The sequence below is a fragment of the Polynucleobacter tropicus genome (assembly GCF_013307225.1).
GTDB classification, from domain to species: Bacteria; Pseudomonadota; Gammaproteobacteria; order Burkholderiales; family Burkholderiaceae; genus Polynucleobacter; species Polynucleobacter tropicus.
This window is the reverse complement of the sequence record NZ_CP028942.1, coordinates 545605-563246: the sequence shown is the minus strand read 5'-3', so window position 1 is coordinate 563246 and position 17642 is coordinate 545605. Positions and strand designations below refer to the sequence as shown.

The window sequence follows — 17642 nt, the reverse complement described above, 5'->3', positions numbered from 1 at the left end:
CAATGGGGTTAAGTTCCCCTGTATATCCCTTAACGGCACCCCAAGGGCAACTGTTTAGGAATATTTAGGGTTCTTTTGTTTATTTAAGGTCTAAATAAACGCCAATACTTGTCAAAAGCACAAATACAAACAAGCAGACCTAAATAAAGTCCGCCACAAGATTGGGTAATGCCCTTGGAAAGATTTAAGCCTTGCGGCTTAAGAAGAGCCCGTCGTACTTTGGTAGGCTTTGAGCGATCTTCAACAGCTCTGGAGATGGCATCTGGCGAATGACTTCACCAGTTTCGGGATTAGTCACAGTGACAACATGGTAACCAGTGTTGCCATCGACTGAAATATTCAAATTACGGCCCATGGACTGAACAAACGATTCAAGCTCTTTAGCGGCCTTTTCAACTGCTATACGTGTTGGCTGAGCAGCTTCATTGACGCCTGAAGATTTAATCTCAGTACTAGCTACCTTAGCCACCACCTCTGCATCACTTGGAATATTCACCTTCGGAGCGCTAGATGCGACAGGCGCAGTTTGAGCTGGCAATACGCTTGGTGCGTATTGCGCGCTAGCTCCCACTGTGCTGTTGATCGAATTGCTCATTTGATTAATTCTTTATTTATATTATGCAGTTAAGTTAATTAAACTTCCAGAATCCATTCCATCAACCAAAGATTTTTGCAAACTAGAAAGTAAATTTGCTATTGAAGATGAGTTACTTGATAAACCTGCAGCCTTGAATAGTGCATTGGCACTTTGATTCACTGATTCGGCTGGGCTAACGCCATTTGCAACAGCACTAGTCATTTGCGCTACTCCAGCAACAACCTGATCTGCAGCATTAGAGTATTTTGAGCTTTTTTCAGATGAGCCTAATTCAGACAGCACAGAAGTTACAAAACCTAAGGCAGATTTTTTTACTTCATCGGCTGATGCGCTTTTATGAGATTGGTTTGCAGTATTAATATCGACATTCGCGCCCAATTGATTTAAAGCCTCTAATGTGGCTTTCACCAGCTTAGGAGCAATCGATTTTTGTGCACCAGGCACAGTAGGCGTAGAAGATGAACCATCCGCATCACCATCGGCATCCTGCCCATTGACGGCATTAATTTTGTTGATACGCAGAAGACTCGCCATACTTGGCGGCTGCACACCTGCGTTTGTCATTGCCGAAATAGACATAAAACCTTCATTCAATAAAAATTCTTTACGATTACCAAGAGCCCAACGCCTCATGGCATCAAAACTCTGTCCTTATCGATGACTACGGCAATAATCGCAATTTTGTTTAGCAATATTTACAAATAATTTGTAGAAATTATTAAAAATTAATAAAATCAATGACTTAGAAATAATAAAATTGATAAAATAATGTTAGAAACCCCCTTACTCAGAGGCATAGCAGAGCCAAAAGAACTATTAAGGCAAAAGTTACTCGAGTTAAACCTACCTAGGTGGCAAAATTTGCCATTTTTGGTGTTTTTTCCAATGAAATCAAGTATATTTAGGGGTACTTTTAGTGCCAACCACTAGATATGGTGATTTACGCCTCTTGTGAATGGGCGCTAACTGAATGAAGGCTATTTTTTAGATATTTTCAGCTTTTTTTAATTATTTTTCGGGCAAAAGACCTATACGCATGAAAATTCTGGGTTTTGACACCTCTAAGCTGCCGAGCCCTTCGGCACAAGGCGCCATCCCGATTCTGGTTCTGCTGGTTTTGATCATGATGCTGGTGCCCTTGCCAGCCATCATTCTCGATGTTCTCTTTACCTTCAACATCGCCCTTTCGATCATCGTCCTGTTTACGGCGATCAATATCAAAAGCTTTAAAGACTTCGTTGCCTTTCCAACGGTTCTGCTACTCACCACCCTACTGCGCCTATCGCTGAACGTTGCTTCAACCCGTATCGTTTTATTAGATGGTTATAAAGGAACCGATGCCGCAGGTAAAGTAATTGAGGCCTTTGGTGTGTTTTTGATTGGCGGTAACTTTGCGGTTGGTATCGTGATCTTTATTGTGATCACCATCATTAACTTTGTGGTGATCACCAAAGGTTCTGGTCGTGTGGCTGAAGTTTCTGCTCGCTTTGCGCTCGACTCCATGCCTGGCAAGCAGATGGCCATTGATGCCGATCTGAATGCAGGATTGATTCAGCAAGATGAAGCTAAAGCACGCCGCGCGGATGTAGCGCAAGAAGCAGACTTCTTTGGTTCCATGGACGGTGCTTCCAAGTTTGTACGTGGCGATGCTATGGCCGGCATCATGATTTTGGTCATCAACCTCATTGGCGGTTTGATGATTGGCGTATTGCAACACGGTATGGATTTTGGCAAGGCGCTTTCTACCTTTGCATCCTTAACCATTGGTGACGGCTTGGTTGCGCAAATTCCGGCACTGGTGATTTCTACTGCAGCTGGTATTTTGGTTACCCGCGTTGCGACTGAAGATGACTTTTCTGGTCAGGTTTCTAAACAGTTTGAAGCCAATAGCAATGCACTAGGTGTTGTGGCCGCTGTTCTAGGTATTCTGGGTGTGTTACCTGGCATGCCGCACTTTATCTTCTTAGCTTTTGCGACCCTCTTTGGCACGCTTGCCTACATGACGCATCAGAGAATTAAAAAGGAAGCTGCTGAAGCGAAGATTGCTGCCGCGCAACCTGTGACGAATGAAGAGCTTGAATGGAAAGATGTTCCGATTGTTGAGCCGCTCTGCTTAGAGCTCGCCTATCGCCTGATTCCCCTAGTAGATAAAGGTGACGATAGTGATTTAATCAAACGTATCAAAGCGATTCGTCGTAAGTTTGTCACGCAAGTTGGCTTTCTGATTCCGTCTGTTCATATTCGCGATAACTTACAACTATCCGCAGAGAGCTATCGTGTATTGCTCTACGGCGCAGAGATTGGTCGCGGACAATGTTTGCCAGATCGTTTATTGGCAATTCAACAAAGTGGTACAGAAAAAATTCCTGGCATTGAAGTCAAAGATCCCACTTTTGGAATGCCCGCTGTTTGGATTGAGCGCCGTCAACGCGATGAGGCAATCGCCAAAGGTTATACCGTTGTTGAACCAGCAGTGGTGATCACCACGCACTTAGATCATCTTATTCATCAACATGCCGCTGAACTCTTAGGTCGTCAAGAAACTCAAGATTTACTTGATCACTTTAAAATGAGTTATCCAAAGTTGGTGGAAGATGTCATTCCAAAGATTGTGACCGTTGCGCAATTACAGCGCATCTTGCAGTTACTGTTGGAGGAAAATGTGCCCATCAAAGACTTGCGCACTATCTTAGAAGTCTCCAGTGAATATGCAGGCAAATTAAATGATCCATTAGAAATACTGCCGCATATTCGTTACGCCTTGCGTCGCACCATCGTGCAAGATTCTCTGGGTGATGGCAATAACTTCAAAGTACTTGGCATCCAACCCGAATTTGAGCGCCTAATTGAACAATCGATTGGTGCTGGTGCTATCGCTCCTGATGGCTTAATTGAGCCCTCTTTAGCACGCATGTTTGGCGAAGAAGTGATCAAAGGGGTTCAGGAAATGGAGAATGAAAATCTGCCCCCAGTGATTGTGAGCGGCACCCGCACCAGGGCCACGATTTCCAGAATCGCCCGCCGTGTTTGCCCTCAAGCGATCATTTTGGCCCTTAGCGAGCTGCCACCCACGGCAAATCTGGCTTTTTACAAGGTTCTTTGTTCCCAGACGGGCAAAAACCCCTAAAATCACTACTAGAGAGAATGATTCGGAGTTAACGCATGGGCCCCCAAAAATTTATAGCAGCCAATACCGCTGACGCCTTAAAGCTCATACGTGCTGAGATGGGTCCGGATGCTATGGTGCTGTCCACTAAAGATACCGATCAAGGTGTTGAAGTCATGGCGATTACCTCGGGTGATTTGGCAAACCTTTCTGCTCGCTCCGAAGCATTAGACCCACAATTTGGCGAACCTAGTGCGTTTTCTGAGCGCTCCCTAAAGCAGTCTGGTCTTACTGATAAATTTGCTAACGCTATTGCACGGCGCGCGCCATCTGCATCTACTGCCTCAAGCGAATCAGCCAAACCCAGAGTACATCCTGATGTTCCCAATGGCATTTTGCGTCGCAACCCAGCCAGAGTAGAACGCCCGATTCGCGCTCCCGGTGCAGAGGCTTTTTTACCCACTTCATTTAATAATGCTGAGCGTATTCCTAGAGGCTCAGCAAATGTTGTTAACCCATCCAATAACGATGCTATCTTTAGCGCTAGCCTTGCAGCCAATACCAAGGCAGCACAGGAGGCTGCCGCGCTAAATGCCTTAAAAACAGCTGCGCAAAGTGCCGCTCAAAAAGTGCGTGCACCCAGTAACCAAACAGAGTCAGCAAATAACTTGTCAGCCGGCACACCCAACAATGTCACATCTAGTATTGCCTCACAAGCCGAGAGCTCTCCTAAGGTAGAAAAACTTCTTTCTGAAATCAGCGAAGTTAAAAATCTCTTGCAGTCTCATGTTGCTGGTAGCTTTTGGGGCAACATTCAGCAAGGAAATGCACAAATCACTGAGGTTGTAAAACACCTTCTCAATAGCGGCTTCTCACCAAAACTGGTTGCAGAGATCGCCCAAAACCTGCCAGAGAATTTAAGCGTATTACATTTACTCAAAAATGCCCGTGAGCAAGTTAAATGCATGCTTAAAACTTCTCGCGCATTTGATATTTTTGATCGGGGCGGTGTTTTTGCTTTTATTGGGCCAACTGGGGTTGGTAAGACCACTACTATTGCCAAGATTGCAGCGCGTTGTGTATTGCGCTATGGTCGTAATCAAGTTGCATTACTCACTACCGATACCTATCGTATTGGCGCCCAAGAGCAACTGAAGACTTTTGCCAAAATCTTAGGCTTATCGGTTACCGCTGTCAGAGATAGCGAAGATTTAGCCGCCAAAATTAAAGACTTCTCTAATCGCAAGATTATTTTGCTAGATACTGCTGGAGTGAGCCAGCGAGATACTTTGATGGTTGAACAATCTCATTTACTAGAGCATGGCTCTAGTAAGGCCCGCCGTATTTTGGTTATGAGCTCAACGACAGATTTGCGCACCCAAGAAGAAGTGATCAATTTGCATAATCAAGCCATGCAGAACACCAATGGTGAAAAACTGGATTCAGTAATTATTACCAAGATTGATGAGGCTGCCCATTTAGCCCCAGTTATTGATAGCGTCATTCGCCATGATTTATCTATTTTGTTTGTCTCCAATGGCCAGCGAGTTCCAGAAGATTTAAGCCAGCCTGATGTCAATTACTTAAGTCATCGCGCCATGGCAATGCGCGCCTTTGCTGAGACATTCTCTTTAACTGACGAACAAGTTCCAGCCCTACTCTCTGATCATTTGGGCGACTGGATTCGCAAAGTGAATCAATGAATACAGCAAGCACTGCTAGTGGCGTTGATCAGGCCGCAGGTTTACGTGATATTTTTGGCTCAGAGTTGTGCCGCGTTATTTGTATTGCGAGCACGCTAGACCCAGACTCTACGATTCACCTGGGTCACGGAACTGCTCATAACATCAAACAACTTGGTCACAGCGTCCTTCTCATTGATGAAGTTCCTTTGGCCGATCGCAAAACGATGTCAGGGTTTTTATACCCCGTTCGCTATGACCTTGGCCAGGTTTTTTCAAACTCGATTGATTTATTAAGAACCATTAAGCAGATTGATGAGAACTTTTGGTACGCTACGAGCGCCAAGCTGCGTCAGGAGATCACCAGCCGCTTTGCAAAATATCCCAAGTTAGATGAGCGCCTGGTGAAGCACGAAATCAATATCGATTATGTTGTTTTCCCTACCATTGATCCGCAAGCCAATCTGGTTGCTTACTTTGGCAGCAATATCAAACGCATTTTGGTTGCCTCTACTGAAGAAGCTTGTTTAAAAAGAGCGATGGTAATGATTCGTCAGATGGCTGAATTACAACTTGATGAACCGCTTTCAGTATTAATTGTTGGCGGCCATGATGAGGCTGCAGGAACTGCTGCTTTTGAAAAGCTACAAGATGCAGCGCAAAGGGCTCTAGAACAAAATATTGAGTCTTTAGGCTGGATTCAGGCCTTTACTGCTCAAAGGGTTGAAATTGATTTGGATGACATGAGCTTTAACCCAGTTACACATGGCACCCCTCATGAATTTGTTCTCCCTCATAATTTCTTTAAAGCAATTTCTGCCAAGATTACGGCTTGATACAATTGCCTGAATTCCGATTGATGTCCTTTTGCGCGAGTTGTGATTGAAACCATCTAGTTATACCCAGTCTATTGACATTGATCTCGCCATCAAAGAACATCTTCCTCTAGTTAAGCGTATTGCTCATCAAATCTGCTCGCGCCTACCACCTAACGTAGAAGTCGACGATTTAATTCAAGAGGGCTTAACAGGACTATTAGATGCCTTAACTCGATATGAGCCTCAAGCCAATCTGAACTTTGAGGTCTATGCTCGTACCCGAATTCGTGGAGCCATCTATGATGCTTGTCGTAAGAACGATATCTTGCCGCGTAATCAACGTGATGAGCTGGAGGGACTAGAGAAAGTTACCCGCAAGCTTGAGCAAAATTTGGGGCGCCACCCATCCGAAAGAGAAATTGCCGCAAGCGCTGAAATGTCGATTGAGGCCTACCATGCCATCATGGCCAATATGGTTCACCTTATGCCGCTTGATGATTTATCAGATGACCTCTTGCCATCTGATACCGACTCATCAGATCCCATGAGAGCTGTGGCAATGGCTCAACTAGCTGAACGTATCGCGACTATCTTGGAAGGCCTTCCTGAAAACGAGCAGTTAGTATTTGCGCTTCACTATCAAGAAGATTTATCTTATCGAGAAATTGCCCAAGTGATGAATATCACACCAGGGCGTATCAGCCAGATTCATACCCAAGGCATGATTCGAATTCGTGCCAAACTCAAAATTTAGCAATCATTCCGCATAACCACTATCAGTATTTCCCGCTACTCATAGACACTTATAGAGTCTGCGCATATTTTGAATTTTTCCATACTGCATTTCAGCATCATCAAACTCTTTATTGAAATCACCTTTATTGGTGTGCTGAAAAATAATTAACACGCGATGAGCTTGTTCATGACCAGCTAAGGTCGCCAACACCAAGTAATAACAGGCCTTACGATGATCTTGAGGAATAAACTCCCCTTTCTCATAAAGGCAGCCAAGGGTATAGGCTGCCTGTCGACTACCCTCTTCCGCACCTTTAGCAAGATATTGAATGCCTTTATACATATCACGAGGAATACCCTGCTCCTCGGCCAAACCTAATGCGTAAATATTGCCTAGATTGCAATAGGCATCTACAACATCCTCTTTAATCGCTTTCTCGTAATACTCAATAGCTGTTTTGTAGCTTTGCTTAATCTCGCCCATACCCCGTTCGTACATGAGGGCCACATTAAAGTGTGCATAACCATTACCAAGACTGCTATTGGAATTTACCCACTCAAAGAGCTTGGCTATTTGCTCCGCATCCAAATGTCCATCAAAGCACATTTTGGTAAGCGCAAATTGAGCCTCTTCATCTAGATCATGGACGGCCAACTCATAAAATATCTCAAACGCAGCTTGATAGCGTCCACGATTTAAGTTTTGCCTAGCAATATCTAGGCGGGCATTATCAAAAAATTGCATTAGAAGTCATGTCCAACAAGCATGCCATACGGGTAATCGAGTTAATTATGACCCTCTTTTAAAAAGCTTGCAGACTCTTCTTGAGGTGCGCCGACTAAACACTTTACTCAAAAAAACCGTAAACCGATTGGGAGCTTTTCCATGTGAGAAAAGCCAGCTTTGCTATGGGAAAACATCATGACGATGTCTATTAATAACAATATTGCGTCTAATTACGCGCAAGATAATTTATCGCAAGCACAAAAAATCGTTACTCAAACGGTGCAAGCCCTATCGACAGGCAAGCGAGTTAATGGAGCACAAGATGATCCGGCCAGTTTGGCGATTTCCCAAAACTTAGTCAGCCAGATTAATGCGACCAATCAGTCCTTGATGAATCTGAATAATGGGACCAATCTACTGCAAATTGCTGATTCAGCCTTATCTAGCGTGCAAGACATGCTGCTAAAAATGGAGCAACTATCGACGCAAGGTATGGACGCAAGCTTAAATGGGGTCCAAAGACTTGCTATTGCCGGTCAAGTTGCTGATTTATATACGGCGATGGTCAAAACTGTAGCCGATACAAGCTATAACAGCCACAGCTTGTTTAGCAATAGCAGTTGGTTTGATCAGGCTAACTCGGGAATTAAGCTTAATGCAACCAATGTCGGCGAATTAGATACAACTGTAATTACAGGCATTTTTTCTCCCGAGGCAAGAGAGGGAGTCTACAGCTTTAGCAATAATGGCAACAATCTTACTCTTACGAAAATTGATTACAGCGGCAATACTTTAGCCTCGCAAACTCTGCAAGTCCAAGATCCTAGAGGAAAAACTGGTGTTTTTACACAATCCTTAAACTATGACCAACTAGGAATCACAGTAAATTTACAAACTACACCTTGCGGAGTTTTGGGCTCAAACGACAGCGCCGAAGCAATTGCCTCAAATATGTCCAATATATTTCGGCCAATTGTTATTAAAAATGGTCCCGATATTACCATCGGCAGCGACAAAGGGGCTCCAGATTATTTGGCATACTCCCCATTAAACGTTACCTCCCTAGTCGTTGGCGACAATCAAATCGGCTCCAATAAATCCGTAGCAAATTCAAGCAATAACGATCTGATTACGGCAATGACTACTACGGCCACTGCTTTGGGCAATTTCGCAGTCACTGTGAATAGAACTGCACAAGCAACAAATTTTTCCCTTACCGGCCTTACCAGCACAACAGATACCGTTGGAATTACTGATACTTTTTCATTCAAAGTAGGTGGAAATACCTACTATGCCGATGGCAGTAAGCAAAATAGCAATGGTGATATTTCTGCAAATAGTGCCGGCGCATTAAGCACAAATACGACGGCTGCCCAATTTGCCACATGGATCAACCAATTAAACGATAACGTCTCAGCCTGTCTTGATCAGGATGCACCTGGAAAGTACTCAATTGAAATAAAAGGTACTCAAACAGGCGCTGCTAATGCCGTCTCTTTTAGTAATCTCTACACGGTTACCAGCAAAGATATTCAAACTGGCGTCATTAATAAAGGGCTGGTATCGCTGGCAACAGATGGAACCATCACTAATAGCGAATGGAATTTACCAATCAAAGAAAATCCGTTAATCACTAATAACACTGAAGGAGTAAGCTATAGTGCAGCAAATTACTCTGGCAATGGAACATTGATTTCTACAGGCGCTGCCGCTGGCGCCTTAAATACGAATATTCCATTTAATACATCATGGGCCGCTCCTTATCAAGATTTAACCCAGTATCTAACCTTTTCAGTAACCAATATTGTCCCTGCTTCAGCAGGCGCATCAACATCTTTTAATTTGAATGGCTATGCCACATCAGCGACAGCTGCAGGCGTTACAAGTAATTTTTCATTAACCGTTGGCTCAAATACGTATTACGCAAGTGGCAGGCAAACTGTTGGCGGAGTCACCACCACAGATCCAGGCAGAGCGCTATCCACTAATGCAACTTTGGCAGATCTCAATACTTGGATTAATAGCGTAGGACTGTCAAATGGAGCGGCATCACCATCACTGAGTTCGCCATTTGCGAGCTATAGCAGTCATAGCACGAGTTATAGCAACTTAGCCCTGACAACGGTATCTGGCGTTGGCGTTGGCGCTACTGCAAATTTGACTCTTGATGCCGATGGAGTCATTTCATCTATTAGCATTAACAATGCTGGCACAGGATATGCCACTGGAGACTCATTACGTTTAGCTGCAGGCTGGGGCGGCAATCCTGCAAATGCAGCTGTTTATATGACATTAAACGGCACTCAAACTGTAGGTTCTCGCGATAAGGTGACATCAAGTATTTCCTCAGCTGGTGGCTATGCGACCTTAAGCGTTGCGGGAACACAAAATAATAATGCGGTGACATTTAATAACTTAAGAATGGTTACTAGCACGAATTCAACTGGCGGCAACATACATTATGGAAATGTCTCTTTAGCAGCTGATGGATTGCAAACCAATGGGGAATGGGCAGTATCTCTTTATGAGACCGTTGGAAATCCCAACCATATTTACAGTATCACGCCTTCGTTTTTTGGATCAGCCACTTCCTCTTCAACAGGCTCAATACTAAATAATGGATACTTAAATACTAATATCCCATTTGCCGCAGCATGGGGAGCCCCAACAAATAATTTAAATCGCTTCCTTACATTCTCGGTTGTTGGCGTTAATGTTGCTTCTGATGCCTCCCTATCATTAAATGGTAGATCAATCACGAACGCAAAAAATGTCTTTAGCGATACGACCAGTGGAATGACTTTATATTTAAATAAAAGTATTACGCAGTACGACAGCGCACAATCAACAACTATTAAAGTCAGTAATGCACCTCAAATTCAATTGGTATCCAATGATGCAACCGGCATGAGAAATGTTGGCGTTGCACTTAACCAGACACTCAGAGGTTTATCCACCTCTAGTACTGGTGATGAATGGAATAACTTTTTCGCAACCCTCACTACAAATGTTAATTCGGCTAATAATTGGATTTCAAACAATCGAACAAGGATTGGGTCTCAATTAAATGGCGTGTCATTCAGCATTACAAACTTGGCCTCACAATCTACCAATCTACAAAAGGCAAATTCCGATTTGGTTGATGAAGATTATGGTCAAGGAGCTGCAACACTGACTAAGGCATTAGTTACAGAGCAAGCAGCCGCTGATATGGCTGCAACTGCAAATAATTTTCCATCGATGATGCAGTTATTAATGGAACAATGGGGGCAGATTAAGTCCGGCTCAAAATAATCAAATTACGCTTAGCTGGCGGACTGCTAGACCTTACGCGAAAGTACGCCACCAACAGAGCCGGGAACCCCACCCTCACTATCATAAGTTGCGCTGGGAGCTTGTTGTGCGATAAATGATTGCATTGCGGCACTGCGTTGCATTGCCAAGCGAATCAGATCACCGTTGATCTGGTGATTAACAGATGCCTCATCGAGTAAACTCATAAGGGAGCGATTTTGCTCTTCTGGAAACCGACCAATATCAACCTTGAGCTGCTCAGCACCACCAGGGTATTGGTTGATGGAATCTAACGCCGCATTAGTGAGATCTAATGCATTCGGCAAGCGTTCCATATCGTTTGCTTCCAATGCACTACGCAAATCTAATACAGCACTCGCAATCTTTTGCAAAAAAGATTGCATCCCATCAAATGAAATTGATGGGACTTGACCTGACATTGATTAACTTAGATTACTGGGGTGATGCAAACCTAAGATGAACTTAGGCTTGTTTTGGCTTTTGTCCAATAGCGGCAACAACATCTTTAAGCATTGCCTGAGAGATCTTTTTGTAATCGATCTTAAATTCACCATTAGCCACTTGATTGCGAAGCTTCTCAATCAAAGCTTCATCGGAAACCTTGTTTGCCTTTGAGTCACTTTGCACTTCAGCCAACTTGGCCGTCAAACTAATATCCAAATTAACTGCTGGACCAGCAACGGCATCCGTTGCTACTTTATTCGCGCTTGGGTTTACAGAAGTCGAGTTCGAGCCAGGGTTAGCTTTATTAACCCCTGTGTTTGGCGAAATTAACGCCCCATTCTCGTTTACTTTCATCGCTTTCTCCTCTGTACAAGCAGCATTTTACTACCCTTAGCACCAATCTGGTGACTGGTACCTTTTCGTAATACTGTAACCCAAAAAATGGGTTTTTACATCTTTTACTCAACCGTCACTACGACTACTGACGGCCTTAAAACCTTTCCTTGCAGGACCTGACCATCTGCAATACGGACTCGGACCATATCGCCAATCATGCCTGCGGTTTGGGCTATACCCTCACCAGAAACCTCAAAATCCTTGCCTTTTAAAACAAGTCTTACGGGATCTCCTGCTTTTATAACGGATGATTCTTTTAAATCGTTTAGCCCAACAGGGGAACCCATTTGCAGGGAACGGCTCAAAATGCGGTCATAAGCCCCCTTTGGACTTCTCAGAACATCATCAGGCAATAAACTTAACTCCCCATCAATTACCCGAATATCGCTTGGCTCGATTTTTTGACCAGCTGGAAGGTACTGGCTGGCAACAACATAATTACCGAATACCCGAATATTGAAGGGCACATTTACCATCCAGCCCGCCCTGGCACAGCGCAACTGAAGAGTTGTCCTACCCCAGATACGCGCCCCAGGCTGAGTACTGATCTCAATAGCACCACCTGAACAGGCAGGCACAACAATATTAGGGTCAACCAACTCTGGCTGAACTCGTAAACCATTGACCGTGGGGCTTGATTGAATAAAACGCGTGATTTCTTTATCAAGATCAGGCGTCAATGCTGCTTGAGCATTTGTGCCTAATAAATAGGCAACTATGATGACCCCAATAAAACGCATTATCTGATGTACCGGTCTAAAGCTATCCAAGAATAAACATTATTAGCACCATCAAGAGCAACGCCAGCCATCCAATAGGGTCGCTCTAAAGATCTCGGAAGATTTTGATGCACATTCATATTTTGAACGCCCAAGAACTCATGGGCATGAATCACATAATCATGATTCCCTGCGCGAATATAAATATTTCGAGCCGGGTGAATGATTTCCCCTAGGAAATCAACCTTGGAATCCACCGCTTTGCTCAGGGGCTCTTCACCCAGATACTGTATTGCCGAGACTGCGTACTGCTCCCCATGTCGAGTAAAGAAAGCCATAGGCATGCGTAGCAAACTAGATGGGCATGATAAACGTACACCATCATGATGAATTTCAAGTGACCCGCCGATCTCGGCCATCATATTACTCACAGCCAAGAGATGCTCATTAGACAGAGTCACATGATCCAAATCGACAAAAATCATCAACTCTTGTTGAACTGCAAAGATACTCGGGCATGGCGGCAAAATGCTGAGGATCGTTAAAAGCTGCTGAGCAATATCTGGATCAGCATATACCTCATCAATCAATAACTCATCTGTGAGGTTCTCAAAGATATGGCGCAGTGATTGTTGGCCTGAGCGAACTAGCTCATCTTGTTCACGACCCAATAAAAAGTCTACCTCTACACCGCTCCAGTTATCACCTTTACCAATTAAGCTTCGAGCTTTTTGCATGCGATTTAAGTTGCTAGAGCGGTCTAATGCGTAATGCTTATCTAGGTAGCGCGCCTTACTTGTGTATTCAAAAGCACTCTCGCGATCAATTGGCTTAGTCAAATTTTCAGGCAATACAAATGGCTTTGGCTCTGGCGGAGTAAATAAGACCGGAGGCGATTCTTTTCTGGGTGCAAATAAATGATTTAACTCATTCACAGCACGGTCTAAAGTTTGCTCTAGGGCTTGTTCAAGAGAAATTGGCTCTGATGATGATGCAACTGCTAGCGCTATAGTTTGCTCTGGAGTTTCTGCCACAGTTTGTGCTGAAACAGCATCAACAGGCGCCTCTTTTTTAGCCTCTAAAGCACGGAAGAGTTCCGGTGAAAACTCTTGATTGGGGAAGGCATCCTCAATACTCTCTTCGACGGGCTTTGCTTGAGTTGTAACTACAGCAGGATCTTGCGACACTTGCGCAGCCTGACTGGCTACCGCAATAGGCTCGGAAGAAATTGGCGTGCCAGCTTTTAATTGCGCTAATTTCTTGGCAAAGCTAGCTTTAGCAGCATTCAATACCTCGTCAGTGACAACTAAGTGGGTTGCTTCACCAGGGTGAATTTGGGTAACCCCCGCATTTGTCAATGCAATAAAGTCATTTACCAGCAGTAGGGACTGTGCTTGATTTTGCTTAAACTGCGCCGCCAGCTCTTGCGCGAACCCAGAGAGATCTTCAAGCCCAGCTCCATCAAGTGCGTTGGCTAGATCAACGCAATGCATCACAATTGACTCAACCTGAATTGGGCCAGACGCATTTTTAGGCGTAGCTGAAAGCAATCCTTCGATTGCTCGATCAACGTCTATCAGAAATAAGGGTTTTTCTTCAGCCATGTTTACGTTGTGCTTAATCGATGTTTAACATCATCACGCTTTGATTTCATGTTTGAGATCACCAAAAGCGCGATTTAACCCATCAAATTCCTCTTGCCACAAATCTAAATCGCGCATCACCTGCTTCGCATCCATGCTAATTAACTCAATGACTTCTGGTGAAACCTGAGGGGCAGAAGCCTGGGCATCAGCAGCTTGATCTAAGGCCTGCGCTAATGATGTGCGCATTTTAGAAACTGTTGCTTCTACACGCTCAACTAATAAATTCAGTTGTTCGGTTTCTATTGCTAACTGCTTACTGGAGTGGTTATCCAATATCGCTAAATACAAACGCACACCTTGTTGCTTGAGTGCGAAGAATGCATCTTGCAATTGCTCTAGAGGGCCGCCACGATTTGGATTTGCACTTGATCCATAAGTTCCGTCAGACTGTTCATTGGAACCTGACCGCATCTGCGCACTCTTATCTTGCAAAGTATTTACTGAGTGACGCAACTTATTGCCTAGCTGGCTGAGCGCTTTCATGCGTGACTCAATACCAATGACTTTATCTTTCAAGTCATGGCTAAGTTCGGTAATGACATTAACAACTGTTTTTAGCTCTGACCTGCTTGCATCAGCCAAATCTCTACGATCAATATCCTCTTTAATTGAGTCTGAGGACTTAGATTTAGTCTCAGTGGTAGTTTTTGTATCCTGAGTATTGGCACCACCCGATTTATTAAGCGCCAGATCAATAGAACCCAACAACTCATCAGCATGAGCTGCGAGCTTTGTTGTACGCTTGTACTCAACTTCAGGAACGCGGCTATTTTTCAATAGCATCAACCCACCCAATCCAGCAAAGACTAAGGCAACGATGCTCACCAAAGTTAACCCCAAGAATCCGCCAGCTGCCGCAAAGTCAAATAAACGGATGCCATTTGAATTTTTCTGAGCAACAACCCTTAAAGCCTCATGGTCTGAGGCAAATTCACGGACTACCTGAATATTATTTGCATACATCTTCAACGCAGAGGCGCTCTCTTGCGGCAACTTAGTATGCCAAGGGCTTTGATGTACCTTAGGCAGCGCCTGTGTGAGGCTTAAAGTAGATTTACCCGAGGTCTTCTTACCTGCCTCGATTTCAATCAAGACCTTTTGATCGATCACTACACCTAGGGCCTTTTGCAAATCTGCTGATGCAGATGCGTTAGTAATATTTTTTTGCCAAGCGGCATTCGCTTTGATGAACTCGGTCAAGCTCTCAGCATATTTTCTTGCGGGGGAATCAGTAGCAATCTTTTCTAGGTCAAGTGGGCCCTTGGGAGAAATGAGCGTCTCAGCAGATTTAGCCAATATATCCAAGCCAGCCAAACCCTTCTCTTGGGCAAGCACCAACACAATGGATTGCTCAGCGGTTTTAGCGCCAATTAATACATCCTGAATATCTACAGCATTAGTTGTTTTTTGTTCCACTACCGCAGGAGTCGAGGGCGCATCCTCTTCCCTATCTAACTCGGCATATTTATCCGGCTTACCGAAGACAATCTTCATAATTTTGGAATCTAGCTTTTGGAAAAAAGCCAGGGCGGGATTATCCGAAAGTGTTGCCACAACTTTTGGCTCTTCCATTGAACTCTTTGAAGCCGCAGTATTTTTGCTGCCATTAACAGGGGCAGGCAATTTTGCAGGCGTCATAACATTAGATGAACTAGCGTTATCAGCAGGCAGCTTGACATCGTCAGTCATTGACCTTAACAGTCGATCTGCCTTTTTTAGACCATTAAAAAACTCTGAATCTAGTACGTGAGTTCCCGTTACTTGTTGCTGTAAATCTTTGAGCGCGGGAATAAGACGCAAGACCTCTATTTGCTCAATATCCAAAGACTGCAAATATCGCCCATCGGTTAACCAACTGCGTGCAGTTACATATGCGCCTATGCTTGCTAGCAGTGCAATGGCAAAAGAAATTGTGGCTAACCACTGCCAAGGCTTAGTTGAGCGTTGAAAGACGTGATTGTTATATATTTTGCGCATATTTAATTTCTAACTGTAAGGCCTCGCGACATACCCGGCAACTTTATAGAACCTCTACCAAATGAAAATCTGATCCGTTGTAGTGCAAAAAAGCCGCCTCAGGAAATGTAGATGAATGAAAAGGCCCGACTATGTTGTTCACTCGAAAACCCAGGCCTTTATCGACATCATCCTTCAGAACCACTACCCACGGCGCTTGATCTCTTTTTAAAACCTGTTGCCAAGTCATCGCACTATTAGAACTAAGACTGGTCTTTAGCAATTGAAAATGATTGCGCAAATAAACTGGTTCACCCTCATGCACGACAACGCCGCTGATTTTTAAATCTTTAATCGACTGCTCCACCTCTGGACAAAGAAATACCGAATGCACTTGGGATGCTGGCAGAGCATAGCGCTCACCATTAATGCGCAATCCAAGCCAATACTCTTGATTCTCTAGCGAGCTCATGACTTTTTACCCGCAATACGACGTTGATACCAATACAACGCCCCAGCAATTACGAAAATTACCAAGCTGCAAACAAAACCAACAACCGCATCGCCCATACCAGTTAGATAGAATGCGTTTTTATTCTCAATTTTTCTTCTTTGTGAAAAATAAGCATCAATAGACTCCAAAACTTTTTTATGTTGCCAATTCAGCACGTCTTTAGCGCGAATCTTGGCAGAAGACGTCCCACTTGGATCAACCACACCCTTGGAAATTAAATTCAAGCGCTTAGCACTTTGCATCAAATTATTAGCAGCTTCAGTTCGCCAATCAACGGAGATCGCAGGAAGCATTTCGCGACGATATTGATCGGCCATACGTTTGCTATCTTGCTCAGTTAAGTAAACCGCCTCAGGTGGAATTGCAAAAGTAATTCCACTATTACCTCCAGTTATGGGGGTACGGTTTAAGCTCTTCATTGCAACCGAAATCGTACCCTGCTTATTTCTTTGCAATTTCAAGCTAATTTCTGAAGATAGCTTTTCATTTAGCGCCTGGTAATACCCCATCACTGACTCAATCTTATTAGAGCCAACATACAGAATGAGGTCCCCGGGCTTTACGCCTGCTGCATCAGCAGGAGAGCCAGACTCCACCGACTCAACGCTAGGCGGCGTTACAGTAAGAATTGGTCCAGAACGCTTGTTTTCAAATTCTGCGAAGTACTGGAAAGCGCGATTAACAGCATCATCCAAGCTAACCGGAACAATCGCATCATCAGCCAACTTTGGAATATCGCTCGGCTTTAATCGACGTGTATTTAGCGTAGTATTGTTGAGCCGAAAATCAATTGCCTGATAGCTAACGTACTCTTCCAAATTCGGCATTACCACTTTCAAATTTTTTAAATCTGAAGAAGAGCTAGACAACTCGCCGGCCGCAGCCAAAAGAGTGGCTAAAGAAACAAAAAGCAAGAAGCTTGAAAAGGCTAAGAACCAGAAGTAAATACCTTTTTGCGTGCGAGGAAACTGAATTTTTAACACGGT

General features: G+C 44.0%; 15 protein-coding genes. 5 read left to right on the top strand and 10 right to left on the bottom strand.

All coding sequences use genetic code 11. From position 1 onward, the window contains the following. Positions 1-184: 184 nt before the first annotated feature. Both DCO17_RS03010 and DCO17_RS03005 read right to left on the bottom strand, forming a co-directional pair. The gene (locus DCO17_RS03010; protein ID WP_217425439.1) at positions 185-595 is read right to left on the bottom strand and encodes a flagellar protein FlaG; all 411 of its coding nucleotides are present in this window, start codon (positions 593-595) and stop codon (positions 185-187) included. 21 nt (positions 596-616) lie between these two features. Next, positions 617-1231, bottom strand: coding sequence for a hypothetical protein (locus tag DCO17_RS03005; protein WP_173955329.1), 615 nt, complete (start codon positions 1229-1231; stop codon positions 617-619). Positions 1232-1634: 403 nt separating this feature from the next. Between DCO17_RS03005 and flhA the strand changes: the two genes are divergently transcribed. The 4 genes from flhA to DCO17_RS02985 are packed head-to-tail and all read left to right on the top strand — an operon-like array spanning position 1635 to position 6958. After that, the gene (gene flhA / locus DCO17_RS03000) at positions 1635-3725 is read left to right on the top strand and encodes a flagellar biosynthesis protein FlhA (RefSeq protein WP_173955328.1); all 2091 of its coding nucleotides are present in this window, start codon (positions 1635-1637) and stop codon (positions 3723-3725) included. Between the two features lie 35 nt (positions 3726-3760). Continuing rightward, the gene (gene flhF, locus DCO17_RS02995) at positions 3761-5407 is read left to right on the top strand and encodes a flagellar biosynthesis GTPase FlhF (RefSeq protein ID WP_173955327.1); all 1647 of its coding nucleotides are present in this window, start codon (positions 3761-3763) and stop codon (positions 5405-5407) included. Further along, positions 5404-6222, top strand: a complete 819-nt coding sequence (locus DCO17_RS02990) for a P-loop NTPase family protein (protein ID WP_173955326.1) — start codon at positions 5404-5406, stop codon at positions 6220-6222. The genes flhF and DCO17_RS02990 overlap by 4 nt, the downstream gene beginning before the upstream one ends. 46 nt (positions 6223-6268) lie before the next feature. Then, positions 6269-6958 carry a FliA/WhiG family RNA polymerase sigma factor gene (locus DCO17_RS02985; protein WP_173955325.1) on the top strand — a complete coding sequence of 230 codons (690 nt, stop codon included), beginning with the start codon at positions 6269-6271 and terminating at the stop codon, positions 6956-6958. A 39-nt stretch (positions 6959-6997) separates the two neighbouring features. On the opposite strand, the gene DCO17_RS02980 is transcribed toward DCO17_RS02985, so the two are convergent. Beyond that, positions 6998-7684 carry a tetratricopeptide repeat protein gene (locus DCO17_RS02980; protein ID WP_173955324.1) on the bottom strand — a complete coding sequence of 229 codons (687 nt, stop codon included), beginning with the start codon at positions 7682-7684 and terminating at the stop codon, positions 6998-7000. 177 nt (positions 7685-7861) lie between these two features. On the opposite strand from DCO17_RS02980, the gene DCO17_RS02975 reads away from it, so the two are divergent. Beyond that, positions 7862-10960: a flagellin N-terminal helical domain-containing protein gene (locus tag DCO17_RS02975; RefSeq protein WP_173955323.1), complete on the top strand. Its 3099-nt coding sequence runs from the start codon at positions 7862-7864 to the stop codon at positions 10958-10960. A 26-nt stretch (positions 10961-10986) separates the two neighbouring features. On the opposite strand, the gene DCO17_RS02970 is transcribed toward DCO17_RS02975, so the two are convergent. From DCO17_RS02970 to DCO17_RS02940, 7 genes are all read right to left on the bottom strand, one after another. Then, on the bottom strand, positions 10987-11400 hold the full coding sequence (locus tag DCO17_RS02970; RefSeq protein ID WP_173955322.1) for a hypothetical protein: 414 nt from the start codon (positions 11398-11400) through the stop codon (positions 10987-10989). 43 nt (positions 11401-11443) lie between these two features. After that, positions 11444-11779 (bottom strand): flagellar biosynthesis anti-sigma factor FlgM, encoded by a 336-nt coding sequence (flgM, locus tag DCO17_RS02965; RefSeq protein ID WP_173955321.1) that lies wholly within the window; start codon positions 11777-11779, stop codon positions 11444-11446. A gap of 104 nt (positions 11780-11883) precedes the next feature. Further along, positions 11884-12561 (bottom strand): flagellar basal body P-ring formation chaperone FlgA, encoded by a 678-nt coding sequence (flgA, locus tag DCO17_RS02960; protein ID WP_173955320.1) that lies wholly within the window; start codon positions 12559-12561, stop codon positions 11884-11886. Continuing rightward, complete coding sequence (locus DCO17_RS02955) at positions 12561-14144, bottom strand: hypothetical protein (RefSeq protein ID WP_173955319.1); 1584 nt, start codon at positions 14142-14144, stop codon at positions 12561-12563. The genes flgA and DCO17_RS02955 overlap by 1 nt, the downstream gene beginning before the upstream one ends. 33 nt (positions 14145-14177) lie before the next feature. After that, entirely contained in the window at positions 14178-16163 is a 1986-nt protein-coding gene (locus tag DCO17_RS02950) for a hypothetical protein (RefSeq protein WP_173955318.1), read from the bottom strand. A gap of 43 nt (positions 16164-16206) precedes the next feature. Beyond that, positions 16207-16614, bottom strand: coding sequence for a hypothetical protein (locus DCO17_RS02945; RefSeq protein ID WP_173955317.1), 408 nt, complete (start codon positions 16612-16614; stop codon positions 16207-16209). Then, positions 16611-17639 (bottom strand): PDZ domain-containing protein, encoded by a 1029-nt coding sequence (locus DCO17_RS02940; RefSeq protein ID WP_173955316.1) that lies wholly within the window; start codon positions 17637-17639, stop codon positions 16611-16613. Before DCO17_RS02940 ends, DCO17_RS02945 begins: the two co-directional genes overlap by 4 nt. Positions 17640-17642: the final 3 nt, after the last annotated feature.

Coding starts and splice junctions, on each gene's coding strand:
- DCO17_RS02980 (WP_173955324.1), bottom strand. CDS start 7,684: ATGCAATTTTTTGATAATGCCCGCCTAGATATTGCTAGGCAAAACTTA.
- DCO17_RS02945 (WP_173955317.1), bottom strand. CDS start 16,614: ATGAGCTCGCTAGAGAATCAAGAGTATTGGCTTGGATTGCGCATTAAT.
- DCO17_RS02975 (WP_173955323.1), top strand. CDS start 7,862: ATGACGATGTCTATTAATAACAATATTGCGTCTAATTACGCGCAAGAT.
- DCO17_RS02950 (WP_173955318.1), bottom strand. CDS start 16,163: ATGCGCAAAATATATAACAATCACGTCTTTCAACGCTCAACTAAGCCT.
- flhF (WP_173955327.1), top strand. CDS start 3,761: ATGGGCCCCCAAAAATTTATAGCAGCCAATACCGCTGACGCCTTAAAG.
- DCO17_RS02955 (WP_173955319.1), bottom strand. CDS start 14,144: ATGGCTGAAGAAAAACCCTTATTTCTGATAGACGTTGATCGAGCAATC.
- DCO17_RS03010 (WP_217425439.1), bottom strand. CDS start 595: ATGAGCAATTCGATCAACAGCACAGTGGGAGCTAGCGCGCAATACGCA.
- DCO17_RS03005 (WP_173955329.1), bottom strand. CDS start 1,231: ATGAGGCGTTGGGCTCTTGGTAATCGTAAAGAATTTTTATTGAATGAA.
- flgM (WP_173955321.1), bottom strand. CDS start 11,779: ATGAAAGTAAACGAGAATGGGGCGTTAATTTCGCCAAACACAGGGGTT.
- flgA (WP_173955320.1), bottom strand. CDS start 12,561: ATGCGTTTTATTGGGGTCATCATAGTTGCCTATTTATTAGGCACAAAT.
- DCO17_RS02970 (WP_173955322.1), bottom strand. CDS start 11,400: ATGTCAGGTCAAGTCCCATCAATTTCATTTGATGGGATGCAATCTTTT.
- flhA (WP_173955328.1), top strand. CDS start 1,635: ATGAAAATTCTGGGTTTTGACACCTCTAAGCTGCCGAGCCCTTCGGCA.
- DCO17_RS02990 (WP_173955326.1), top strand. CDS start 5,404: ATGAATACAGCAAGCACTGCTAGTGGCGTTGATCAGGCCGCAGGTTTA.